This is a genomic window from Nostoc sp. (genome assembly GCF_036919555.1).
Lineage (GTDB): Bacteria > Cyanobacteriota > Cyanobacteriia > Cyanobacteriales > Nostocaceae > Nostoc.
The window spans coordinates 107757-132635 of the sequence record NZ_JBALCS010000039.1 but is presented as its reverse complement, the minus strand read 5'-3'; the positions used below and the strand labels follow the sequence as shown (position 1 = coordinate 132635).

Below are 24879 nucleotides of genomic sequence, written 5' to 3'. Positions count from 1 at the left end.
GCTTTATACCACACAGCCACAATTACATTTATCAAATATCGCTTGTTTCCGGGAGCCAGTCTTCATCCAACACTAACTCTAAAGAATATGGACACTTTTCTGGAAACACAGAAATTAACATCCCCGTTTGCTTGGCTGCTTGGCGACGTGCCCTTTGATAACTTTTCTCAAGTTGCTCTGTAGGATAGCTCTTAAGACTAGGACTATCTTCTATGGCTAACTCAATTTGGGTACGAGAATCGGTGAGCGAATCGAGCCAACTATCTGAGCGACGCTGGGATTGATATTGCCACTTGAGCAGATGCAACAGCAAGCGAATTAGTTGACTGGCAATACCCCGCTGTTCACTTTTGCCCAAGCCTTCAACCTCTTCAATCAGATATTCTACATCAACTTCTTGCCAGCGATGCGATCGCAATAGTTGGGCTGTCTGTTCAATCCACAAATTAAAATCTACTGTATAATTTCCACTCATAACTGTTCTCAATCAGCCGCATAGCTTAGGCAAGCCAAAATATCCTCTTGTGTCAAATAAGGAAAGTCATCAAGCAATTCTTCGTAGGTCATGCCAGAGGGAAGATAAGATAAAACATCATATACAGTAATTCGCATTCCTCGAATACAAGGCTTACCACCTCCTTTTCCTGGTTCGATTGTAATAATGTTTTGGTACTGCACAGCTATTCAACCCTCAAAAATCTTCATCATCAACAAAAAATTCGGCATCGTCTTCCAATCGAGAATTACCCTGCCCAATACCAGCAAGTCCCCACAGAGGTTGCAGCAGTGCCATACCAATTAACCCTACACCAGCACTAAAAGCCAGCACTAAACCCATTGGTATCTGAATCGATTGGAATGTTAAGAATTTTAACGATACGGGTGTGGCATTTTGGACTGAAATAATTGCGATCGCTATTATCCAAACCGCTACAACTAAAGATGTCAAAAAAGGAGCGAAAGTTTTCATACTTTGATTGAAGTGATACCGATTACCTGTGAGGTTCCATAGAACAAGGGGCTTAAGCACCTTATCTAAGCCTGATTTTGTGCAGTTTTACAAAGAATTGGTATGAGGAGTTATTAATTCATATTTTGCTCAAAATTAGAAATCAGGAGTTAAGAATTGTTAATTTACAACTCCTAAGAGACGCGATTAATCGCGTCTCTCCTAATTCTTATGCCTCTAGTTTAGCAATCGCCCTCTCTAACTCTTGCCCGATTTGGGTGAGTTTTTCGGGAGTGTTGGTTTCTAGATAGATGCGTACCAGTGGTTCTGTACCGGAAGGACGCAGTAAAATCCAGCTACCTTCTTCTAAATAGAGCTTAATACCGTCTTTACGCCCCACTTCCTTGACTTTAATTCCTGCTACCTCTGTAGGCGGATTTTTGGTAAAAGAGTCGATGACGGCGGTTTTGTGCACCTCTGTGAGGTGCAAGTCTAGGCGGTTGTTGTAAAGAGGGCCATCGGCTTGGGCGATCGCTTCTTTGACAAGTTGACTTAAGGGTTTGCCTTCGTATGCGATCGCTTCTGCCACCAGCATATTGGCTAATATCCCGTCTTTTTCGGGAATATGCCCAATAATACTCAAACCGCCTGATTCTTCTCCACCAATTAATACAGAAGTTTCGCGCATTTTTTCGCCGATGTATTTAAAACCTACTGGTGTTTCATAAATTTGCAGCCCATTTTTAGCCGCGAAATTATCCAGCAAGTGAGTTGTAGCCACAGTACGGACTATGGCACCAGTTTTACCTTTGTTTTTGATTAAATGACCTGCTAGAACTAACAGCACAGTATTGGGTGTGAGAACGGTTCCTTGTTCATCAACGATCCCAAAGCGATCGCTATCTCCATCCGTCGCCAAACCCAAATCAGCGCGATCGCGAAGTACTGCTTCCACTAACTCAACTAATTGTTCTCCTTTGGGTTCTGGCATTCCACCCCCAAATAAAACATCCCTCCAATTGTGGAAACTTTCTAACTGAACGCCACTATGTTGCAAAACTTCATCTAAATAGCCGCGAGAGGTAGAATAGAGCGCATCGTACTTTACCTTTAAATTAGCGCTTCTGATCCGTTCTACATCAAGTAGGGTGTAGATAAATTGTAGGTAATCAGGTTTCGGATCGAAAATTGAAATTGAACCTGATGGGCTGCTCCCAGGCAACTCATCAGATGCATTTTCTATATTTGCCACAATAGTATCAGTAATCTCTGGAGTGGCAGGTCCAGCATAATCGGGTATATATTTAATTCCACAGTAGGGTGCTGGATTATGGCTAGCAGTAAACATCAACGCCCCAGCAGAATTTAGGTGGCGGGCATTATAGGCAATTACTGGTGTGGGGCAATCTCGATCAGTAATTTTGACAGTCCAACCTAAGTCTGCCAGTACTTGAGCTGCTGTTTGGGCAAACTCGTCAGCTAAAAAGCGAGTATCGTAGGCAATAAGTACTGGTCTGTCTTTTTTATAGGCTGTTTCCAAGTAAGTGGCAATTGCCCTTGTCACTTTCCGCACATTCAGGAAAGTAAAGTCATCGGCAATAATCCCTCGCCATCCATCAGTGCCAAATTTTATCTTGCTGGACATTTTTGCCACTTGCTCCCGTACATTATCAGTAGTATAAAAGCTTCGCGCAAAGCGTGTGTAGCAGCAAGTATCCCCCCAAGTTCTTTTCTAAGGAAGCCTTAACTGAAACTTCTCCCTACCGTATTTTCTCTCACTGTTTCTGAGCAATGTCAACCCCCGATCGACCTTTTGCCAGTTATCACCTTTGGTCTCTAGTTGCCCCAGCGACTGGGCAAGAACGCTGGCATTGCCAGATGAGACGGGGGTTTATCAAAGCGCGGCAACACGAACCACAAGTCAAAGCGCTTTTAGCGCAAGCCACCGCACCCCAGCGAATTGGCATACTCGCCCAAAAAGGCGTTTATGAGTTTCATCATCACAGGCATCTGTTGAAGCAATCAGATGGTGTAGAAAGAGTTGCACAGCTACTTAAATTAGCCAACTCCAGCGAGCAAGTCCAGCAACGCGTGCTGCAAATTTTGAAAAAATATCATGATGCTCCGTTGCTTTTGGATAAAGATATTATCCAATTAACTCCGGGTGATGAAGGCTTCCCTAAAGCGATTTTAATTGAACAAGAAGATTATTGCTTTCGCTTATATGCAGCTATGGACTGCGTTTTCATTGAATCTGACAGCACTTTACATATTTTAGATTTTAAAACTGGTAAATCGGCTTTTGACCGACGACAGGCATTAGTTTATTTACTAGCTGCTCGTTATCTTTACCCTGGACGAGAAGCTGTTGCATCATTTTATAATTTAGAAATATGTAAAAAGTCTGAGTTAATTAGTATTAATAATAGTGAATTAGAATCCTTAAAATTTGAGTTAGCTAATGTTGCCCACAAGCACCAGCACGATTTGCAAAAATATCAGGATGAAACTAGTAATTTTAGTAAAATTTTCCCTCCCAATCCTGGCTCTCACTGCCGTTTTTGCCCATTTAATTCAATCTGTGACTTTGCCGATTTTAAACAGCATCAATCATCTCCACTGCCCAGTTTAAGAGTTAATAGCTAATTGGCAAAGAGAGAGAATTTACAAAGCTCGCTTGCCGTAGACATCACATTCCAAGTAAATACCTGAAAATATTGGCTGATAAGTATTTATAACCAAGAATTTCAAGGCGTCTGATTTACGTCTTTATCTTCGTTAAATCTTCAAGAAACAGCTGCTAAATTCTCGTATTTTTACTCTCCTCACTTTCCACTTCTGTCAGACAACGTAGATGTAAGCTGCATCTATTTTATCTGGGGCTGTGAGGAGTTAAGACTAATGCGATTAACAATAAATAAATCTGTTACTAAATCAGTTGGAATTTGGACTTTTCTTTTACTTTTTATCCTTAAAGGAGTTTTTCCTGAACCTGCCTATGCATTGCTGTCGTCTCTAGACGCTTGTGCTGTTCAACCTGAATGTGCTGCGGCTATAGGCTTGGAATTATCTCCTACTATTGCTGCTCCTACTGCGGAGGCTGCCGGAACGACAGCAATTAGCACAACTACAGCTACCGGAGTTACTAGTTCTTCTGTGGAAGCTGTTGCTGGGACTACAGTTGTTGGAGATATACGCCTACCTGGAGTTGCTGCTTTTTATATTTGGAATCGGGCGCAAAATGAGCAGGCTCAAAATAAGGCTAGGGTCAAGTATTGTACTGCCAATCGTGGCGATCGGGTTTGTGGTGGTTCTTCAAGATATCCGCGATATTGTAAGTAATCATCCGAATGAACGCTGTGTTGAATGCGCTGCTGAAATTGAGGCTTACTTAAGAGAAAAGGGTATTCGTGGAGAGCGACTTATACTTGATGCAGTCAAAATAGTGAAAGAGGATAGCAACATCTATGATGATAGCCATCCACCAAAAGCAGAAGAAGACGGTTATATTATTTCAACCAACGGTCATCATGAAGGAATTGTGATTAAAATAAATGGAGAAGAAAAGGTTTTTGATAACCATCGTCCTGACGGACTTGAAAGGCAGCAGTGGATGAACAATCTCACATATCATAGTAAGGTATTTGGACAATCCGATTTTCGTAAATCAGGATACTTATTCCCATAATAATTGGAGTAATCAATATTATGAGCAATCTATCTAGACTTCTCCAAGATATTAAAGAAAATCCAGTCATGTATATAGATAAGCCATCAATTACTCACCTTAGTTCCTTTGTAAGTGGGTGGTACTCCAGTCAAATCAATCACTTCGGATTAAATCCAGAAGGCTACCCAATGGAAGGATTTAACGAGTGGATGCAAGAAAGAGCAAAAATTACAGTTTCACGATCATGGAGTGAGATAATTCTGTTTCTTTGTCATACCGAGAGAAATGCCTTCTACAGATTTTTTGAAGAATATGAGAAGTTTCTAAAACAGAAAGATGATTCAAAAATTCCCGAAAGGGAAGAAAAAGCTAGCCCTACTGAAGATAATTCAAAGTTTCGTCAATTTGATATTTACAACGAGATTCTAAAGGGCATAAAGAAAAGACCGGCTATATACTTAAGAACTAGTCCAATCACTGAACTAGATATGCTTTTGCGAGGATACAGTCTGTCTCGAAGAGAAGTTGGCGTATCTCCAAGTGAGCCAGAAAGGGAATTTGAGGGGTTTCAATCATGGATTGAAGAAAAATATAGAATTAACTCAGGTCAGTCATGGGCTAAGATAATTCTTTTCTATTCTGTAGACGAGCATGAGGCACTACAGAAATTTTTTGAATTGTTTGAAGAATACTTGAATAGGAACAAGAGTTCAGAAGTAGACGAAAATATTGGTTAAGCATAGAGGAGAGTATTTAGGTGTGTTATGCAGTAGGCTAACACACCCTACTCGCTAAATTAAAGTGTAGGTAATCAATATGAGTAATCTTTCTAGACTTCTCCAAGAGATTAAAGATAATCCAGTCATATACATAGATAAGCCATCAATTACTTGTCTTTATTCATTCTTAAATGGGTATTTAAGTGGTCTAATCCGGCTAGGGTTCACTCAAGAAGGCTCTGAAACAGACGGGTTTAACGAGTGGATGCAAGAAAGAGCAAAAACTAATGTGAGTCAATCTTAGGCTGGTATAATTCTCTTTGGTTCTGGAAGTGAACGAACTGCTTTTTATAGGTTCTTTGAAGAATTTGATCAGTTCTTAAAGCAGAAAAATAGTTCAAAAAGTAAAGAAAGTGAAGACGTTTTAAGGCTTCGTCAAGATTTGAATTTCCGTAAGTTTGATATTTATGACGAGATTTTAAAGGGCATAAAGAAGAGTCCGGGTATGTTCTTAGGTACTAGCTCAATTACTAAGCTTGATATGCTTTTGCGAGGATACAGTCTGGGCCGAAAAGAAGTTGGCGTACCTCCAACGGAGCCAGAAAGAGAATTTGAAGGTTTTCAATCATGGGTTCAAGAAAAATATGGAATTAAGTCAGGTCAGTCATGGTCTAAAATAATTCTTTTCTATTCTATAGACGAGCATGAGGCACTAGAGAAATTTTTTGAATTGTTTGAAGAATACTTGAATAAGAACAAGAGTTCAGAAGTTGACGAAAATAGTGGTTAAGTAGAGAGTATTAAGGTGCGTTAGCCTACGGCATAACACACCCTACTCACTTTCTCAGGGTCTTTCCCCAATGCCCAAATTCAAAAAGATGGTAATTCTTTAAGAATTGTGAACCGAATATGATTTATCGCCAAATCGCCAATGGGGATATCTTCTTTAGTTAGCCCTGTACCTTGGCTAGTCTAAGTGTGATTAAGCGTTGATAATTGGTTGTAAGTTTTCAGTTACGCGCCAAGGCACATTGTCTCGAACCATTGTATTTAAAATAACTAACATTTTATAAACGCAATTTGATACTCGCCGATAAGTCTTTGAACTCCGTGAATGAGTTAATGTTATTGCAAGGGTAGCGATGCTTACGGCAAGTACTGCGTGCTACCACCCTGCTATAAGTTAATATCTACCGTTTTACTGGTATTAGAAAAATGAGGTTTAAAGACTGGGCGACTAGAGTACTAGTAATCTCGCTGATGTTCATGGCTTTAATTGTAGTGCTGCTAATTGGACGAGCGGCAAAATTACAAAATAATCCGACAACATACCATACATCCAAGCCACAGGTTACAGCCTGGAGTCAATATCCACAGGCGCAATTCCAATCAGCGAAAGAGCCAGAGAAGAAATCTCAAGTTGTTATCAAGTCCCCAGTTAAGACTAATAAGGCTGTAGCAAGATACGTAACTACTCAAGCTTTTGCACACTACAGACCTAATTATCAAGTTGCTTCAGTTGACCCAAGTAACTATGGAGAACGGTACGCCCTAGATGTTAACGGTGTTCGTGTCAGCAATCAACCGATTATCGTCCTCCATGAAACTGGTTATTCTGCTTCCAGTGCCGTTAATTTCTTTCAAGTAGCCCATAACGATGAAAGTGTGCAAGCAAGTTACCACGCTTTAATCAAGTTAGACGGAACGGTTATTTATCTAGTACCGCCAGAAAAGCGGGCTTTTGGTGCAGCTAACTCCGTATTTGATAGTCCTGATGGGTTGGAAACTGTGCAAACTAATCCACATTTGCCTCCGTCTGTGAATAATTTTGCTTATCACGTTTCTTTGGAGACACCTCCAGATAGTTATGACAGTAGCAGCCAACAAACCCATAGCGGCTACACGGAGGCTCAATATCATTCTCTTGCTTGGTTAATTGCTCAAAGTCAAGTAAGAGACGATCGCATTACTACCCACCGTCTAGTAGACCGTTCTGGTAAAAAAGTTGACCCGATAAATTTTGATGGTCATAAATTTCTCAACTTACTTAATACTTATCGTCAGGTCAGACCAATCTATAGAGTAAGTAAATAATTTATTCGTAAGGTGCGTTACGCTACGCAATAACACACCCTACACAATTTCTTGAAGCTATTTGCTAAAGCTATAAATTTGCTGCTTTTCCAAGCGATCGCTAATAGATGAAGGCAGTGTACCATCCGGGAATGTCTGTCGATCTAGTTGGACTTGTAAATTACTCAAAGGATCGCAACCAGAGGAAATCAGAAATTCTAGTTTCTGGATGTAAGGCAAAGTTGCGAGGTTGTCCAAAATTTGGAAGATTGCCTGTATATAAGGATGACCACTTTGCTGATACCAATCACAGCTAGCAACTTTTGGTTGATCAAAACCCAAGTGTACTGTTAAAGATGGCTCGTCAAATAAGGCGATCGCTAAAGGACGCGCCTCTTCCTGTAACAATAGATCACTAATTCTCGCTAAGTGTCGCATTTTCTCTAACCGTTCATAACGTTCCGTCACCGCTTCCGGGTCATCTTGCCAATGGATTGCTACTGTCACCAAATAAGTCTGTAACAGCATATGACCCAGCTTTTTCGCCTTTGTCGCCAGATAATAGGAATTGTAGTCGGTTGCCTCAATCAACAACGGTAAGCGATCGACTACTTCCAACCCATAGCCCTTGACTCCAGCAATTTTACGCGGATTATTGGTAATCAGGCGGATCTTTTTGATGCCCAAGTCCATGAGCATTTGTGCCCCCATCCCGTAGTCTCGCAAGTCGGCGGGAAATCCCAAGCGCTCATTTGCCTCTACTGTATCCAGTCCCATATCCTGCAATGAGTAGGCTTTCAGCTTGTTAATCAAGCCGATTCCCCGTCCTTCTTGACGCAGGTATACAACTACACCTTGACCCGCAGCCTCAATCATTTTCAGTGCGGCTTCTAATTGCATCCGACAGTCGCAGCGCAAAGAACCCAAAGCGTCACCAGTTAAGCATTCTGAGTGCATCCGCACCAGCACCGGCTCATCTTTGAAGTTAGCTGGATCGCCCTTGACAATTGCAACGTGTTCTGTATTATCCAGAGTATGACGGTAGGCGTAAATTTCAAACTGGCCGAATTCACTAGGTAGCTTAGTAACAACTTCTCGATACACTAGGCGATCGTGCTGTAGGCGATAACTAATTAAATCCGCAATACTAATAATTTTTAAATTGTGACGTTTAGCGTATTCAACTAACTGCTGCAACCGCGCCATTGAACCATCGGGGTTTTGAATTTCACAAATTACCCCGGCTGGGTATAGCCCTGCTAGTCGAGCCAAGTCCACAGCTGCTTCTGTATGTCCTGCGCGTTTGAGTACGCCTCCCTCTTTAGCCCGAATGGGGAAAATATGACCAGGACGACGTAAATCTGTAGGTTTTGTGGCTGGGTTGAGAGTAACCTGGATAGTGCGGGCGCGGTCTTCTGCTGAGATGCCTGTAGTAACGCCCAATTCTGGGCCAGCATCAATACTAACAGTGAAGGCAGTTTGGTTAGTATCTGTAATGTTGCTGACCATCAATGGTAAGTCTAGCTCGTCTAGGCGATCGCCACTCATTGCCAAACAAATCAGTCCTCTAGCTTCCACCGCCATGAAATTAATCGTGTCGGGTGTGGCAAATTGGGCAGCACAGATTAAGTCGCCTTCATTTTCCCTATTTTCATCATCTACCACTACAATGACACGACCAGATTTTAGGTCTGCTAAAGCGGCATCAATCGAATCAAATTTAAAAGCTTGGGTAGTATTAGGCTGTGACACAGAAAGATTTCCAGCTACCAACGTAAATTTTTTTTACAATTTCTTCTTTTAAATTGTAGCTCCTTTACAAGGCAGAGAATTAGACTAGCAATGATTTGATAACGTGGCAAAAATTTTTGCCATTAAAATTGGGGTCAAGGGTCAATTAACTAAATTTTATATAGACTTTGGACTCTTGACTTTGGACTCTTGACTCCCCAAAACCAAGTGGAGGGGTTTGGGGCGTTTTGTGGGCTGCGCTAGTCGCTGATATTGTTGATAGCTGAGAACGAATTAACCATTCATGGGATAAGGATTTCAGATCATGGACAAATTTAGACGCGTACCCGTTGGGATTGTTGGCGCGTCGAGCTATGGCGGAGTACAGTTAGTACGATTACTCATGGATCATCCAGAAGTCGAACTGGTTTATTTAGGCGGTGAGAGCAGTATCGGGAAATCCATTGGAGATATCTACCCACATCTGGCTCATGCGGCTAACCTGCCAATAGAGGCGGTAGAACCAGAAATAATTGCTCATCGCTGTGAAGTAGTTTTCCTGTCTTTACCAAATGGTCTGGCTTGCCAAATCGCGCCTAAACTGTTGGAAAAAGGATGTAAAGTACTAGATTTGAGTGCAGACTATCGGTTCAGTGATTTGACAACTTATACAAATTGGTATGGTACTGAGAGAAGCGATCGCAATATTGCAGCTACAGCAGTTTATGGATTACCAGAACTTTATCGCGATCGCATTGCCGAAGCTCAACTCGTTGGCTGTCCTGGTTCCTATGCCACTGCTAGTCTTTTGGCACTTTTGCCACTCTTAAAGCAAGGCTTAATCAAACCAGAAACAGCGATTATCGATGCCAAATCTGGCACATCTAGCAGTGGACGACAAGCTCAAACCAACTTATTACTAGCTGAAGCAGACAACTCCATAGCAGCTTTCAATGTCGGTCGTCACCGTCATACTCCAGAAATTGAGCAAATTTGCAGTGACTTAGCCGGTCACGAACTCATGATCCAATTTACACCCCACCTGATCCCAATGGTGCGCGGTATTTTGGCAACGATATATGCCACACTGAGCGACCCTGGTCTGGTGCGAGATGACTTAATCACAATTTTCTCAGCCTTCTATCGCAACTCTCCTTGGGTAAAAGTCTGCGGTAGCGGCGTTTACCCCCAAACCAAATGGGCTAACGGCAGCAATCTTTGTTACATCGGTGTAGAAGTTGATCCGCGCACAGGTCGCGTGATTGTGATGTCAGCAATTGACAACCTAATTAAAGGACAGGCGGGCCAAGCGATTCAGTGTATGAATCTAATGATGGGCTGGGATGAAACCTTGGGGTTGCCCAAATTGGGGTTTTATCCATAATTAGTGGGAGTTAGAAGTGATGAGTGATTAGTTATGAATTAAAAACTCCTAACTCCTAACTCCTAACTCCTAACTCTACTTCGGCCCTAACCCCACAACACCAGCATAAACGGCGCGATCGCCTAGTTCATCTTCAATTCGCAGCAAGCGATTATATTTTGCTACCCGTTCGCTGCGGCAGAGGGAACCTGTTTTGATTTGACCGGCACGGGTTGCTACGGCTAAATCAGCGATCGTTGTGTCTTCTGTTTCACCAGAACGATGGCTAATTACTGAACGGATACCGTTACGAGTTGCCAAATCAATTGTTTCTAAGGTTTCGGTGAGTGAACCAATTTGATTGAGTTTAATCAAAATGGCATTAGCGGCTTTTTCCTGAATGCCTCTTTGCAAGCGGGTGGCATTGGTAACAAACAAGTCATCTCCCACCAATTGCACCCGCGAACCTAACTTCTGGGTCAGCAATTGCCAATTTTGCCAGTCTTCTTCATGCAAGCCATCCTCAATTGATACAATTGGGTATTGATCAACTAGTTGCGCGAGGTAATCAATAAACTCAGTCGGGGCGTGAGGTTTACCATCGTAAACATACTGCCCATTCTTGTAAAACTCACTAGCCGCCACATCCAACGCCAAAGCTACTTCTTCCCCTGGCTTATAACCAGCTTTCTTAATGGCAGCAACTAGCAATTCTAAAGCCACCTGATTAGACTCTAAGTTAGGGGCAAAACCGCCTTCATCGCCCACACCAGTAAGCAAACCCTTCTCATCTAATACTTGACTGAGGGTAGCAAACACCTCTGCACCCCAACGCAATGCTTCCCGGAAGGAAGTTGCCCCAATTGGGACAATCATAAACTCTTGAAAATCTACGTTGTTTGATGCGTGTGCGCCACCATTAATCACGTTCATCAACGGCACTGGTAACAAATTCGCTAAAGGTCCACCCAAATAGCGATACAGAGGAATTGCCAGAGACTGGGCACCAGCTTTGGCTGCTGCTAGGGAAACCCCCAAAATCGCATTAGCCCCCAAATTGGATTTGTTAGCAGAACCATCTATAGCAATCATTGTGCGGTCTAGCAGTTCTTGGTTGAGGGCATCCAAGCCTAACAATTGGGGCGCAAGTGCTTCTCTAACGTTTTGTACTGCCTTGAGTACGCCTTTGCCCCCATAACGGCTTTTATCGCCATCACGCAGTTCGTGAGCCTCAAAAGTGCCAGTAGAGGCACCACTGGGAACCTGCGCCAGTCCGACAACACCGTTGGCTAAATGCACTTCAGCTTCAATTGTCGGTCTACCGCGTGAATCAAGAATTTCACGGGCTGCGATCGCTTCAATGGCAGTATCTAGAAATTTACTCATCTGTACTTTATCCTTTATTCGAGTGTGTTACGCATACAGTCCAGTTGCCTAACCCAATCGTTAGCATAGGCGGTTAAGAGGCTTTCTCGGCTGAGATTAAAGAAGATTTCCATTATTAGGGATAGGGATCAATGCCAAAAATGGGTAAGGGAATGTTTATCCTGTCCTTTACCTTTTAATTCTTTCTCTGATGGCATTTTTACCTTAAGACTTTGAGCTAGGTAAAATGTTGGCAGAGAATAACACTAAATCAATTACAGAGAAAAGGTCAATATGCGATTACTACACACAATGCTGCGGGTGGGCAACCTTGAAGAGTCCTTAAAGTTCTACTGTGAACTTATAGGAATGAAACTACTGCGCCGAACAGATTATCCAGGGGGAGAATTTACCCTAGCTTTTGTTGGCTACGGTGATGAAAGCGATAACTCGGTGATCGAACTAACCTACAACTGGGGGGTAAAAAAGTACGAATTGGGTAATGCTTATGGTCACATTGCCCTTGGCGTTGATGATATTTACGCTACGTGTGAAGAAATCCGCAATCAGGGCGGTAAAGTCGTGCGCGAACCAGGGCCAATGAAACATGGTTCGACAGTAATTGCTTTTGTGGAAGATCCAGATGGGTATAAAGTTGAACTGATTCAACTGGGAAATCAAGGGTCAGCAGTCAAACAGGAATCACAAGAGCAACTTGTGAGTCAGTAATTCTTATAATTAAGAATATAAGTGAATACGCTCGGGTTAAGGCTTGATCCTCCCTAACCCTCCTTAAAAAGGCTTGTCATGACCCACATTTTTGTAACAGTCAAGGTGTCGCATTGTCCGATATTCCGCTCACAACTTAAGTTCTGGGCTGATAGCTCAAGTCCACTTAAGTGGACTGAAATTTTCCCTAACGCCCAGAGTTTAGGCATCGACATCGCTTAAAATCTTATATTTAGTCCTCTTGAGAGGACTTGAGCTATTAGCCTGGGAATTTATTCCCAGGCTGGTTAACAACGAAGCGGAAGATTTATTTGATGTTGGTAATGATAAGTCTTAAAAAACAGGGAATTAAGCCATCCTGTAAAATTCTATCGCAGGCAATAAAGCGATCGCAAAATCCACACCGATGTCTTGAAAAGTTGAGCTACATACGGGGAGATTGATTCTTCCGGCAGACAGGTTTCTCATGTCAGTAAACCCAGATACGCGAGACTTTTCGCTTTTTGCCTCCCCTTTTTAGGCGGGTTAGGGGATCTTCTCTGCGTAAATCCTATTAGTATCAGCAACACTAAGAGCGACGCCGAATAGCCCGTCGTAGACATCGCTCCAATAGCACATCTGCCAAAGTCCCCTCAGAATAGTATTTTCGTTTTAAATTAGAAAATAGGTAATAGATCAAACTATCATCAATTACTAATCCCAAATTGCCACCAGAGATACACACGGATATACGCTGAGAATGTTTGGATAATTATCTGGGTACTAAGGAGTAGGGTTACAACCACTCCCCATTACCCCTTATCCCCAGAGGGGACCCCACCTTCCCCACTCCCGTAGAGACGCGATTAATCGCGTCTCTCCCACTCCCCGCTCCCTTAATAATCCCCAATCCCTAAACTAAAAATCAAAATTCCAAAATTCTAAAGATGCAACCTACAGATCCGAATAAATTTACTGATAAAGCCTGGGAAGCAATTGTTAAATCTCAGGATATAGTCCGTGCTTATCAACAACAGCAACTAGATGTTGAACATTTAATTCTTGCCCTGTTAGAAGAACCCACTAGTCTAGCAATACGTATCCTGGCTCGATCTGAGGTCGATCCAATCCGCTTGCAACAGCAACTAGAAGCCTTTACCCAACGTCAGCCGAAAGTTGGTAAAAGTGATCAGCTTTACCTTAGCCGCAATTTAGATGTTTTACTAGACCGAGCCGAGGAAGCTAGAACCAGGATGAAAGACTCCTACATTTCTGTGGAACACATCCTCTTGGCATTTGCTGAAGACGACCGCATTGGACGAAAGATACTCAAAGGCTTTAGTGCGGATACAGAAAAACTAGAAACTACCATCAAAACCATTCGTGGTAGCCAAAAGGTGACAGATCAAACCCCAGAATCCCGCTATGAAGCGTTACAAAAATTTGGCCGAGATTTGACAGAACAGGCAAAAGCTGGAAAACTCGACCCAGTAATTGGACGGGATGACGAAATTCGGCGGGTAATTCAAGTATTGTCTCGTCGTAGCAAAAATAACCCCGTCTTGATTGGTGAACCTGGGGTGGGTAAAACTGCGATCGCCGAAGCTTTGGCACAGCGGATGGTAAATGGTGATGTTCCCGAATCTCTGAAAAACCGCAAACTCATTTCTTTAGATATGGGTAGTTTGATTGCTGGGGCAAAATTGCGAGGAGAATTTGAAGAACGCTTGAAAGCAGTCCTCAAGGAAGTTACAGAATCTAACGGTGACATCGTCCTGTTTATTGACGAATTGCATACTGTAGTCGGCGCCGGTTCCACTCAACAAGGGGCAATGGATGCCGGAAATCTGCTCAAACCAATGCTGGCGCGGGGAGAACTGCGTTGCATTGGCGCAACTACGCTCGACGAGTTCCGGAAACATATTGAGAAAGACGCTGCCTTAGAACGCCGCTTTCAGCAAGTATTTGTGGATCAGCCAAGTGTGGAAAATACTATTTCCATTCTCCGGGGATTGAAAGAACGCTATGAAGTTCATCACAATGTCAAAATTTCTGATTCGGCTTTGGTAGCAGCAGCAACCCTGTCAGCACGTTATATTAGCGATCGCTTTTTGCCAGATAAAGCGATTGATTTGGTAGATGAAGCAGCAGCACAGTTGAAAATGGAGATTACCTCCAAACCAGCAGAATTGGAAACTATTGATCGCCGCCTCATGCAGTTAGAAATGGAAAAGCTGTCATTAGCTGGCGAAGAAAAGGGTACTCCCCAAACTAAAGAACGTTTGCAGCGAATTGAGCAAGAAATCGCCAGTTTAACGGGAAAACAGAAAATATTTAATGAGCAATGGCAAGGTGAAAAGCAGATATTGGAGGCTATAAGCGCCTTAAAGAAAGAAGAAGATGCGCTGCGAGTGCAAATTGAACAGGCGGAACGTGCTTATGACCTAAATAAAGCTGCCCAACTGAAGTATGGCAAATTGGAGGGAGTACAGCACGATCGCGAAGCCAAAGAAGCAAACCTTTTAGAAATTCAAAACCAAGGTTCCACGTTGCTGCGAGAACAAGTCACCGAAGCCGATATTGCCGAAATCGTTGCCAAGTGGACAGGAATCCCCGTCAATCGTCTGTTGGAATCGGAACGGCAAAAATTACTGCAACTAGAAAGTCATTTACATGAACGAGTTATTGGGCAAGAGGAGGCTGTAGAAGCGGTAGCAGCCGCAATTCGTCGCGCCCGTGCAGGGATGAAAGACCCCTCGCGTCCCATTGGTTCATTTTTGTTCATGGGCCCCACAGGTGTGGGCAAAACCGAACTCGCCCGGGCTTTAGCTCAGTTTCTCTTTGATTCTGATGATGCCTTGGTGCGCTTAGATATGTCTGAGTATATGGAAAAACACTCAGTTTCCCGTCTGGTGGGAGCGCCTCCAGGATATGTAGGATATGAAGAAGGCGGTCAACTTTCCGAGGCGATTCGTCGCCGTCCTTATTCGGTGGTGCTGCTGGATGAAGTGGAAAAAGCACACCCCGATGTGTTCAATATTTTATTGCAGGTATTAGATGATGGGAGAATTACTGACTCTCAGGGAAGGACAGTAGATTTTCGCAACAGCGTTATTGTCATGACCAGTAACATTGGTAGCGAACATATCTTGGATGTATCCGGTGATGATTCCAAGTATGAAACGATGCGGAAGCGAGTAATGGAAAATTTGCGATCGCATTTCCGCCCGGAATTTCTCAACCGCGTCGATGATATTATTCTCTTCCACACCCTAAATCGCACAGAAATGCGGCATATCATCCGTATCCAACTCAAACGGGTAGAAAGTCTTTTGCGCGAGCAAAAAATCTTCTTTGAAATATCGCAATCAGCCTGTGATTACCTTGTCGAATCAGGTTATGACCCAGTTTATGGTGCCCGCCCACTCAAACGGGCAATTCAGCGAGAAGTAGAAAACCCCCTCGCCACCAAGTTATTGGAAAATACTTTTATCTCTGGAGACACGATTATCATTGACAAAAATGAAAACGGTCTGTCTTTTAACAAAAAAGTGCTGGTGAAGGTCTCAGTACCGCAGATTGCTACATAGTCTGAGAAGGCGATTAGAAATCGCGGCTACGCAGGTAAAACCCACCTCCGTGGGTTTATTTGTTATTCTTTACAAGATGCTGTGCGATCGCAGAAGCCGTAAAGTCAGAAAGCGATCGCTACATCAGTTTCCCGCGTTCTCTGTTGATAGCTTGTTTGATTAATTCTTTTAAAGCGAGGCGGCGATTGGGTAAATGAGCAATCATATTGGGATATGGGATTGTGATCTTTAGGGATTTGGCAAGACAATCCAATGGAATAGCGATCGCTCCTAGTTCAAAGGGACACAATATTAAACTTAGGGATTTGGTAAGCAAAAATGACGCAAGACAACCAGCCAATCAATGGTCATATTGAAGAGTAGTTGGATTATTACTCTAAAAGCGAATTTAAAATAAAATTCTAAGTTGTGTAAGAAATGTGTAAATTCTAACGTTTGCTCTATGTATTTAGTTTTTTTATTGCAATAATAATGTAAGCATTAAACTAGAGAAGCCATTTGCAGCAATGTCAATGCCTTCTACTAGCTGAATTGCTGCTAATTTTTTTACCTGTATGAAAGGTAACAATAAATATGGAAGATAACGGAGCATTAGGGGCAGGTGCTGTAGGTGCTGCCGCAGGTGCGGTAGCTTGTACAGCCGGGACAGTAACTGACTGATCAAAAATTGTTTTCAAGTTTGAATTTTGGCTCTGCATAATTAATACCTCCAGTTATAGTTATTAAAAAATCATCAAGATTTGCCACTTACACTAGAGCTGACATCCTGAAACAGTTGTCACAGTTTCTAGTGAAACAGTCATTGCACCATAAGCAGCAACTGCTCCAACAGGCCCGCCGACTAAGAATCCCAATACACTAACAGCACCTCCTATCAAGTTATTCAGAACATGCTTGCCCGTACAGTTTGACTTGTTATTTTCGGAAAATGGGTTATTTGAAGTATCGAGTGGTAGAGGAAGTGTGGGTGGAAATGTTTCTACATCGGGAGGTTGTGTAATCCCTAATTTTTTACGGCACTCCTCTTTGATATCTGGAGGTACAGTCGGATTATCGTGGTATAAGGACTCCAGGACTTTTCTATCATTAGAGGAGGCTAATTTTTCTATGAGCTTGCGTGGAATATTGGGCTTCTCAGCTAGCGTTCTTTGAAAACCAATCTTGGAGTCGTCCCAAATAATAGCGTTTTCTCCTACTCTTTCTAGGACTGAGGTATATGCAGATGGATGGTTGATTACATACGACAAAACCCTGGAATCTGTTGAGTTCGCTAATTTTTGTAGTATGTCTTCAGGAATGTTTTTATTGCTAGCAAGTTTCCTCTGAATTTCGATAAGGCTGGCAACAGGGTTATTATATATTTCTCTTAAAACACTCGAAGAAGCTTGTTTGAGTCTTGCTATTTCCCACAAAATTTCTGGTTCTTTTGAATTTGCCAATTTTTGTAATACATCTTCAGGAGCTCGAGGATTTTCAACCAAAAGTTTTTGAACTTTTTTTGCATCGGCGTGAGGATTGTTAGCTACTTCCCTAAGAAGTTCAGGAGTAGCATCTAATCGCTTAGAAATATTTTCGAGTATGTCCACATCTTCGGATTTTACGAACGCATCTAAAACATCTATAGGCGTGTTGGGATTAAACCCTAGCGCACTTTGAAGTTTCTTGGGATTGCTAGCAACCTTTGGGCTATCAAGGGAAGAAGTCAAAGCTCTTAGTACGCTTTCATCGGATTCAGGATTTGATGCTAAATTCAATAAGACGTTTCCATGCGTTCTGTGATCCTTGATAATTTCGAGCCTAGTCTCCTGACTTTGACAAAATTTAGGTAAATTTCCTCCAGTTATCATTGGGTAACAAGAGAACTGTACCAAGCCAGTCAGTACAAATAAAATTGCCGTTAAGCAAATAAAGGAAATCCATAGCGATTTCCTAGAAAACTGCATACCAGGAGAAGTTTTTACATCGAGCATATTTTATTTTGGCAGAAATAATAAAAAAGGCATTGTTTAATCCCCTTTACTATTTAATAGCGATAATCAACTTGAAGAATATATTACTTATATTATTAATTAAAAATTTTACTTAGACCTTAGCATTTATACTGAATAAGCTATCAAATCTAAGTTAGAACCTAATCTATTGGCTCACCAGTCCCAATCAAAAGACTCAAACCTTTTGGGTTTTTGAGACATTTTCCCGACAGTTATTATTCTCCCAAATAGTGATCATCAGAGCAAGGTGCTGTTATTTTCACTAGTTTTGCGGGAATCCTGTATTTGTATACCCACCAGATTTGTCAAGATGATCGGGTTAACTGTCAAGCAAAAAGTTAGCGATCGCACCAAACCGTACTATGATCGTTTTGCGTTAGAAAAGATATCAATAATATTTTAGATAGTAGTTTCAACTAGGCTAATAGACCTGCGTTCAAAATCGGGAGTCGGAAGTAGGGAAATCCGAATCAGAAAATGGGGGCAAACAATGCTCAAAAAACGAGCGTAGGCGCAGCCCGTCGTAGACATCGCCTAAGCTATCTTTTAAAATTCTAATTGCTTGATCTCCTTCTGTGTTCTCCGGGTTTATCCTGGAAAATAGACGACTAGGCTGTATTAGCCACTATCATCATTTCAGATACTAACATTGAAGATTACCAATCATGCTAGAACAAGGCACTATCAGTATTCATACTGAGAACATTTTCCCAATTATCAAGAAGTCGCTCTACTCAGACCACCAAATATTCTTGCGGGAACTGGTATCTAACGCTGTAGATGCGATCCAAAAGCTGAAAATGGTATCCCGCGCCGGAGATTATGCTGGAGATATCGGCGAACCGGAAATTGAAATTGCCATTGACAAAAACAACAAAACCCTCTCCATCTCCGATAACGGTATCGGGATGACCGCAGATGAAGTTAAGAAATATATCAATCAGGTTGCCTTCTCTAGTGCTGAAGAATTTATTCATAAGTATGAAGACAAGTCAGATCAACCCATAATCGGCCACTTCGGTCTTGGCTTCTACTCCTCCTTCATGGTGGCGCAAAAGGTAGAAATTGATACTCTTTCATACCAAGAAGGAGCGCAGGCGGTTCACTGGACTTGCGATGGTTCGCCAGCATTCACCCTAGAAGATTCGCCCCGAACAACTCGTGGTACTACTATTACTCTCAGCCTGCAAGGAGAAGAGGAGGAATTTCTAGAAGACCCACGGATTAAGAATCTTGTCAAGACCTACTGCGATTTCTTGCCAGTACCGATAAAACTTGAAGGTGAAGTATTAAATAAGCAAAAAGCACCGTGGCGAGAGTCTCCGAGTAATCTGAGTGAAGAAGAATATTTAGAGTTTTACCGCTACCTGTATCCTTTTCAGGAAGAGCCTTTGTTGTGGGTACATCTAAATACTGACTATCCCTTTATCATCAATGGCATTCTCTATTTTCCCAAAATGAGGCCGGATGTAGATGTTACTAAAGGGCAGATCAAGCTATTTAGTAATCAAGTTTTTGTTAGCGACAACTGCGAAGAAATTATTCCGCAATTTCTAACTCCAATGCGGGGTGTGATTGATAGCACCGATATTCCTCTGAACGTATCGCGCAGTGCCTTGCAAGGCGATCGCACCGTGCGGAGAATTGGTGATTACATTGCCAAAAAAGTAGGCGATCGTCTCAAAGAACTTTTCCGCGACAACCGTGAACAATACATTAGCGCCTGGAAGGATCTTGGTACTTTTGTAAAATTCGGCGTTCTCAACGACGAGAAATTCAAAAAACAAATTGAAGATATCATCGTCTTCCGCACCACCGCCGAGTTGACAGAAAAACCTGCTGCTGAAACTCCAGCAGTTGAAGTCCAGTCTTCAGAGGGGGATGCTTGGCAAGATGTCACTCCTCCCTCACCTAGTTCTGAGAACTCAGCACCCACCGCTCCTTATACCACGCTCAAAGAGTATCTAGAACGCAACAAAGAACGCCACGAAAACCGGGTTTTCTACAGCACCGATGGAGCAACCCAAGCTACCTATGTAGAACTGCACAAAAATCAAGGCTTGGAAGTCCTGTTTATGGACTCCTTCATCGACACCCACTTTATCAACTTCCTAGAGCGGGAATATCAGGATATCAAGTTTACGCGGGTAGACTCAGATTTAGATAATACCCTGCTGGAACAAGACAAAGCTGCGGAAATTGTTGATCCTAATACGAACAAAACCCGGAGTGAGACGATCAAAGAGTTATTTGAGAAATCCCTCAACAAACCCAAACTCAACATCCGTACCGAAGCGTTGAAATCAGATGATCCTCAAGGGACACCACCTGCGATCGTGCTTTTACCAGAGATTCTCCGCCGCCTGCGAGAAATGAACGCCATGATGCAGCAGCAGTCAGTAGATTTTCCCGAAGATCACGTTTTGCTGGTGAATACTGCTCACCCGCTGATTCAAAATCTGGCAAATCTTAACCAAGGTAGTATTATTCAAGGTGATAGTCAATCGCCTACAGATCATTTAGTGAATTTGATTTGCCAACACGTCTACGATTTAGCGCTGATGTCTCAGAAAGGATTTGACGCTGAGGGAATGAAATCCTTCGTCGAGCGATCGAATGAAGTACTCACTAAGCTGACGGAACAAGCTAGTAAATAGTGCTGAGTTACGAGTTTGGAGAGACGCGATTAATCGCGTCTGTACAGGAGTTTGGAGACGCGATTAATCGCGTCTATTATTTCTCTCCCCACTCCCCACTTATCTTCCCTAAGACCTAGAATGGAAAGGCTGTATTAAAATAACAATCTGGAGATACTTGCTATGTCCCGTCGCTGTGAACTAACTGGTAAGAAAGCAAATAATGCCTTTGCTGTTTCTCACTCCCACCGCCGTACTAAACGCCTTCAGCACGCTAATCTACAAAACAAGCGTGTTTGGTGGGAAGGCGGAAATCGCTGGGTGAGATTAAAGCTGTCTACCAAAGCAATCAAAACCCTACAAATTAATGGGTTAGAAGCAATGGCAAAAGAAGCTGGCATTAACCTGAATCATTACTAAGTAATGTAGATTTCATAACCTGAGACTTTCGTAAGGTGGCATATAGGTGATTCGTAGGGGCGCACAGCTGTTATTGCTGTCAACTTAAGCCCAAACCCTTTAAAACCTCGTTTCCAGCCAGAGGCTGGAAATGCTCTTCAATTGCGGCTCTGCCGCTAGTCTTAAGGCGGCAGCCCCCCCATTAGGCATTCGCAGTTGGAGACTATTGACGAGATGATCTCTAAAAGCTACTTCTAGGCTGGCTTTAACGTTAAGTTGACACCAATGGCATCTCGCCCGTCCTTAGTAAACTCAAGGCAGGCAAGATGCCCGCCCCACAAAAGTCTTGGTTAAATTATTTTGGCAGTCCGCAGACCGAACAACAAACCGACAGATAAACCAAAGAACAAAGCTAAAAAGCCGATGTAAGCTGCAATTGCAAACATTTATTTTTCTCCACAATACTTCCTAAATCTATTGAATCATTACTTGTTGAAGATTGGGCATTAGGCATGCGGGATTGGGAGTGGAGACAAAGGGGAAATACTTACTGCAACTTCTGCCCTGCTTCTTCCCTATTCCCCTCATCTTTGCCAATGCCCAATGCCCTATTCCCTATGCCCATTTCCCAGATTGCGATACAATACAGCCCACGGGCGCTTGTTTGGGGTTAGGCAATGACTTTAATTAATGTAAATTTACCAGAGCAGTCTTATGAGATTGCGATCGCACCTTCGAGTTTAGATCAACTGGGTCAACAGATGGCCAGTCTTAAGCTAGGCAAGAAGGTACTGCTGGTTTCTAATCAGACGATTTTAAAACATTTTGGGGAAAGAGCGATCGCATCCCTGACATCTGCTGGATTTGAAGTTGCTAGCTGCATCCTACCACCTGGGGAACGCTACAAAACCCTCAACTCCATCCAAAAACTTTACGATATCGCCTTGGAAAATCGCCTAGAACGTTCTTCTACTATGGTGGCTTTGGGAGGAGGTGTAATTGGCGATATGACTGGCTTTGCGGCCGCAACTTGGCTGCGCGGTATTAATGTTGTCCAAGTGCCTACCTCTCTGTTGGCGATGGTGGATTCGGCAATTGGTGGCAAAACGGGTGTAAATCATCCCCACGGTAAAAACTTGATTGGGGCATTCCATCAACCGCGCTTGGTTTTGATTGACCCAGATGTCTTAAAAACTCTTCCTATGCGCGAGTTTCGCGCAGGAATGGCAGAAGTTATTAAGTACGGTGTGATTTGGGATGCCGAATTGTTTGCCCAGTTGGAAGCAAGTAAACGCCTCGACCAACTCCGCTATGTAAAACCTGACTTGATAAACTACATATTAACGCGCTCTTGTCAAGCTAAAGCTGATGTTGTTGGCAAAGATGAAAAAGAAGGCGGATTACGGGCGATTCTCAACTATGGACATACCATCGGTCATGCAGTGGAAAGTTTGACTGGTTATCGTTTAGTAAATCACGGTGAAGCGGTAGCCATTGGTATGGTAGCAGCCGGTCAAATTGCTGTGGATTTGGGACTGTGGCAAAAGGAAGACACGGAACGTCAAAATGCTTTAATTCAAAAAACGGGTTTACCGACTCAGTTACCAACTGGGGTGGATATTGAAGCAATTATTGAGGCGTTGCAGTTAGATAAGAAAGTTAAAGCGGGGAAAGTGCGGTTTGTTTTACCAACGGAGATTGGTGTAGTGACAATTACCGATGAGGTGCCATCGAATATCATTCGGCAAGTGTTACAGAGAATGTAAACAATTCAAAATTACGAATTACGAATTACGAATTACGAATTACAAATTACAAATTATTGAGCCATGATACTCCAAGCAAAGAATCAATTGACCTTGCAAGAGTTCTTGAATCTTCCTCCAGGCGAAGGAGATATAACTTATGAACTTGTTGATGGCCAGGCAATTCCTAAGATGTCACCAAAAAAATTCCACTCTAAACTTACCCGCGCTCTTCTCAATTTGATTGAGCAATGCTGTGAGGCGAAAGGAGAAGTTTGCCCAGAATTAGCTGTCGCATTAACCCGTCAAGGGCGAGATTGGATGCCAATACCAGATATTTTATATATTTCTAATGAACGTTTACCCCCTGATTGGTATCAAGAAGGAGCATGTTCTGTTCCTCCTGATTTGGTTATTGAGATTATTTCACCCGGACAAACCTTTGGACAAATGGCAGCTAAAGCCAAAGACTATTTGGATGCTAAAGTGCTGCGGGTGTGGGTGGTAGATAGTAAAGCTAGAAGTATTACTGTTTTTTATCTAGATGCAGCACCACAAACTTATATGGGAGAAGAATTACTCACAGATTCTTTATTTGAAGGATTGGCATTTAGTGTTGAGCAGCTGTTTCAAAAGGCGAAAATACCATTAGATGCCAAATAACACACTTTTTGCATCTAGCACAATTTGATGCATATCATTTTTATCGGAAATCGAAGGGTTTAAGACTTGTAGCATTACACGTAGCTCGGAGGCGGAGTGTCTCCGACTTAGCTCAATTTGAGTCGGGGTTTAAATAAGAGTCTGAAATTGTCTAAAATATTTGAATTTTGAATTTTGAATTGTTAACGCCTGCATAAAGTCTACCCTATGTTAGTTCCCAGGCTGTCGCCCAGGAACTAGAATAATCTTGCTAAGATTAAGCGTTAGAAAACATTGTAAGCATTACTAATAAAACAACTAATGCACTAATCCAAAGTGCTAACGATCCCCAACTAACTGAATCTTTTTGTACTCTTTGCCAGAAATTGGTGACTAAATTATTCCGAATTGCCATTTTATAACCTCCAATTTTTATGAAAATTGTTTTGACTATCAGCCTTTATTTGCTGACTCCCAGAGATTAGCCAACAGAGATTTACAGCAGATTGCAACAAGCGTGAGGTACAGATTATTGTAAGGGGACAACATTGTTGTGCCCCTACCTGTGTACCTCATTTACCTGAAAAACGCTGTAAATTAATCCACACAGCGATACCTACGACGGGCTATGCCTACGCAGATGTGTGTGTCTCAACGCATTACTAAATCTAAAAAAACAAAAATTTACAAAAAGATATTTGTTGATGCTTAACTTGATTTTCCCATACGTAAGTGTTTGCACTCCGAAATTTGGCGATTTTGAGAGAATTCTTAATGTTGCCTTAACTACGTATAAAAAATACGTAGGGAGTGTGTGTACCTCATAGTCTTTGCAAAAAGACAAGTCCCAACAATTGGAGACAGCTTGGCAAAAGCGACCAAAGCCAAGTATCGATATTCTTGATAACCACTGCTAAAGTTGATACAGCACACAACTATGATGTTATTAGTGCAAAATTTAAATCTCTAGGAACTGTAATCAAAATTAAGTCACTAAATCAGGATTTTCAAGTCAATATTATGGAGCAAATTCAGCCACAACCGCGCCGCGTCGCTGATCAGGTATTTCAAGAATCCCTTGATCAGTTGGAGGATATCTTACAAGAAAATTCCATTGAGGAAGAAGAGATCCCCCAACTGCATACTAGCACTGTCACTGAAGTCGAACTCGATCAAGACTTGATAGATATTGATTTAGCGGCTCTTGAGGACGCAGTTGCTGATATTGAACAATTTCTCGAAGAAAAAACAAAAACCAAAGAAAAGTCATGAGTTTTAACTCCTAACTCCTGTACAGA

General features: G+C 42.4%; 24 protein-coding genes. 15 read left to right on the top strand and 9 right to left on the bottom strand.

Annotated elements, in window-relative coordinates; all coding sequences use genetic code 11:
- Window positions 1-31: 31 nt before the first annotated feature.
- The 4 genes from V7K36_RS11540 to V7K36_RS11525 all read right to left on the bottom strand — a co-directional run bounded on the left by V7K36_RS11540 (window position 32) and on the right by V7K36_RS11525 (window position 2594).
- Window positions 32-475: a DUF29 domain-containing protein gene (locus V7K36_RS11540; protein ID WP_335115806.1), complete on the bottom strand. Its 444-nt coding sequence runs from the start codon at window positions 473-475 to the stop codon at window positions 32-34.
- Between the two features lie 8 nt (window positions 476-483).
- On the bottom strand, window positions 484-678 hold the full coding sequence (locus tag V7K36_RS11535) for a DUF433 domain-containing protein (protein WP_335115804.1): 195 nt from the start codon (window positions 676-678) through the stop codon (window positions 484-486).
- Between the two features lie 13 nt (window positions 679-691).
- A complete protein-coding gene (locus V7K36_RS11530) occupies window positions 692-970 on the bottom strand; it encodes a LapA family protein (protein WP_334941139.1) in 279 nt (92 codons plus the stop codon).
- Between the two features lie 208 nt (window positions 971-1178).
- Complete coding sequence (locus V7K36_RS11525) at window positions 1179-2594, bottom strand: phosphoglucomutase/phosphomannomutase family protein (protein ID WP_335115802.1); 1416 nt, start codon at window positions 2592-2594, stop codon at window positions 1179-1181.
- 146 nt (window positions 2595-2740) lie between these two features.
- Between V7K36_RS11525 and V7K36_RS11520 the strand changes: the two genes are divergently transcribed.
- The 6 genes from V7K36_RS11520 to V7K36_RS11495 all read left to right on the top strand — a co-directional run bounded on the left by V7K36_RS11520 (window position 2741) and on the right by V7K36_RS11495 (window position 7432).
- Window positions 2741-3595, top strand: a complete 855-nt coding sequence (locus V7K36_RS11520) for a PD-(D/E)XK nuclease family protein (RefSeq protein WP_335115800.1) — start codon at window positions 2741-2743, stop codon at window positions 3593-3595.
- 255 nt (window positions 3596-3850) lie between these two features.
- Complete coding sequence (locus tag V7K36_RS11515; RefSeq protein WP_335115798.1) at window positions 3851-4291, top strand: hypothetical protein; 441 nt, start codon at window positions 3851-3853, stop codon at window positions 4289-4291.
- Complete coding sequence (locus V7K36_RS11510) at window positions 4239-4637, top strand: papain fold toxin domain-containing protein (RefSeq protein WP_335115796.1); 399 nt, start codon at window positions 4239-4241, stop codon at window positions 4635-4637. Before V7K36_RS11515 ends, V7K36_RS11510 begins: the two co-directional genes overlap by 53 nt.
- 20 nt (window positions 4638-4657) lie before the next feature.
- Window positions 4658-5356, top strand: coding sequence for a hypothetical protein (locus tag V7K36_RS11505; RefSeq protein WP_335115794.1), 699 nt, complete (start codon window positions 4658-4660; stop codon window positions 5354-5356).
- A gap of 424 nt (window positions 5357-5780) precedes the next feature.
- Window positions 5781-6128, top strand: a complete 348-nt coding sequence (locus tag V7K36_RS11500) for a hypothetical protein (protein WP_335115792.1) — start codon at window positions 5781-5783, stop codon at window positions 6126-6128.
- A gap of 425 nt (window positions 6129-6553) precedes the next feature.
- Window positions 6554-7432, top strand: coding sequence for a peptidoglycan recognition protein family protein (locus V7K36_RS11495; RefSeq protein ID WP_334824783.1), 879 nt, complete (start codon window positions 6554-6556; stop codon window positions 7430-7432).
- 57 nt (window positions 7433-7489) lie between these two features.
- Here V7K36_RS11495 and ribBA read toward each other — a convergent pair whose 3' ends face one another.
- Window positions 7490-9163 (bottom strand): bifunctional 3,4-dihydroxy-2-butanone-4-phosphate synthase/GTP cyclohydrolase II, encoded by a 1674-nt coding sequence (ribBA, locus tag V7K36_RS11490; protein ID WP_335115790.1) that lies wholly within the window; start codon window positions 9161-9163, stop codon window positions 7490-7492.
- Window positions 9164-9467: 304 nt separating this feature from the next.
- Here ribBA and argC point away from each other — a divergent pair, with 304 nt between their 5' ends.
- Window positions 9468-10526 (top strand): N-acetyl-gamma-glutamyl-phosphate reductase, encoded by a 1059-nt coding sequence (gene argC, locus V7K36_RS11485; RefSeq protein WP_334824779.1) that lies wholly within the window; start codon window positions 9468-9470, stop codon window positions 10524-10526.
- Window positions 10527-10601: 75 nt separating this feature from the next.
- Here the strand turns inward: argC and eno are convergent, their stop codons facing one another.
- Window positions 10602-11891 (bottom strand): phosphopyruvate hydratase, encoded by a 1290-nt coding sequence (eno, locus tag V7K36_RS11480; protein ID WP_335115788.1) that lies wholly within the window; start codon window positions 11889-11891, stop codon window positions 10602-10604.
- Window positions 11892-12164: 273 nt separating this feature from the next.
- Here eno and gloA point away from each other — a divergent pair, with 273 nt between their 5' ends.
- From gloA to V7K36_RS11465, 3 genes are all read left to right on the top strand, one after another.
- Window positions 12165-12599: a lactoylglutathione lyase gene (gene gloA / locus V7K36_RS11475; RefSeq protein ID WP_335115786.1), complete on the top strand. Its 435-nt coding sequence runs from the start codon at window positions 12165-12167 to the stop codon at window positions 12597-12599.
- Between the two features lie 926 nt (window positions 12600-13525).
- The gene (clpB, locus tag V7K36_RS11470; RefSeq protein ID WP_335115784.1) at window positions 13526-16168 is read left to right on the top strand and encodes an ATP-dependent chaperone ClpB; all 2643 of its coding nucleotides are present in this window, start codon (window positions 13526-13528) and stop codon (window positions 16166-16168) included.
- A gap of 59 nt (window positions 16169-16227) precedes the next feature.
- Entirely contained in the window at window positions 16228-16365 is a 138-nt protein-coding gene (locus tag V7K36_RS11465) for a hypothetical protein (RefSeq protein ID WP_335115782.1), read from the top strand.
- A 312-nt stretch (window positions 16366-16677) separates the two neighbouring features.
- On the opposite strand, the gene V7K36_RS11460 is transcribed toward V7K36_RS11465, so the two are convergent.
- Window positions 16678-16866 (bottom strand): hypothetical protein, encoded by a 189-nt coding sequence (locus V7K36_RS11460; RefSeq protein WP_335115780.1) that lies wholly within the window; start codon window positions 16864-16866, stop codon window positions 16678-16680.
- A 54-nt stretch (window positions 16867-16920) separates the two neighbouring features.
- The gene (locus tag V7K36_RS11455; protein ID WP_335115778.1) at window positions 16921-18138 is read right to left on the bottom strand and encodes a hypothetical protein; all 1218 of its coding nucleotides are present in this window, start codon (window positions 18136-18138) and stop codon (window positions 16921-16923) included.
- A gap of 686 nt (window positions 18139-18824) precedes the next feature.
- On the opposite strand from V7K36_RS11455, the gene htpG reads away from it, so the two are divergent.
- Both htpG and rpmB read left to right on the top strand, forming a co-directional pair.
- Window positions 18825-20816: a molecular chaperone HtpG gene (gene htpG / locus V7K36_RS11450; protein WP_335115776.1), complete on the top strand. Its 1992-nt coding sequence runs from the start codon at window positions 18825-18827 to the stop codon at window positions 20814-20816.
- Between the two features lie 162 nt (window positions 20817-20978).
- The gene (gene rpmB, locus V7K36_RS11445; RefSeq protein WP_104906789.1) at window positions 20979-21215 is read left to right on the top strand and encodes a 50S ribosomal protein L28; all 237 of its coding nucleotides are present in this window, start codon (window positions 20979-20981) and stop codon (window positions 21213-21215) included.
- 329 nt (window positions 21216-21544) lie between these two features.
- On the opposite strand, the gene petL is transcribed toward rpmB, so the two are convergent.
- Complete coding sequence (gene petL / locus V7K36_RS11440; protein ID WP_094332720.1) at window positions 21545-21640, bottom strand: cytochrome b6-f complex subunit PetL; 96 nt, start codon at window positions 21638-21640, stop codon at window positions 21545-21547.
- Between the two features lie 231 nt (window positions 21641-21871).
- On the opposite strand from petL, the gene aroB reads away from it, so the two are divergent.
- From aroB to V7K36_RS11425, 3 genes are all read left to right on the top strand, one after another.
- A complete protein-coding gene (aroB, locus tag V7K36_RS11435) occupies window positions 21872-22960 on the top strand; it encodes a 3-dehydroquinate synthase (protein ID WP_335115774.1) in 1089 nt (362 codons plus the stop codon).
- Between the two features lie 63 nt (window positions 22961-23023).
- The gene (locus V7K36_RS11430) at window positions 23024-23602 is read left to right on the top strand and encodes a Uma2 family endonuclease (protein WP_335115772.1); all 579 of its coding nucleotides are present in this window, start codon (window positions 23024-23026) and stop codon (window positions 23600-23602) included.
- Window positions 23603-24481: 879 nt separating this feature from the next.
- Window positions 24482-24853: a hypothetical protein gene (locus V7K36_RS11425; protein ID WP_335115770.1), complete on the top strand. Its 372-nt coding sequence runs from the start codon at window positions 24482-24484 to the stop codon at window positions 24851-24853.
- Window positions 24854-24879: the final 26 nt, after the last annotated feature.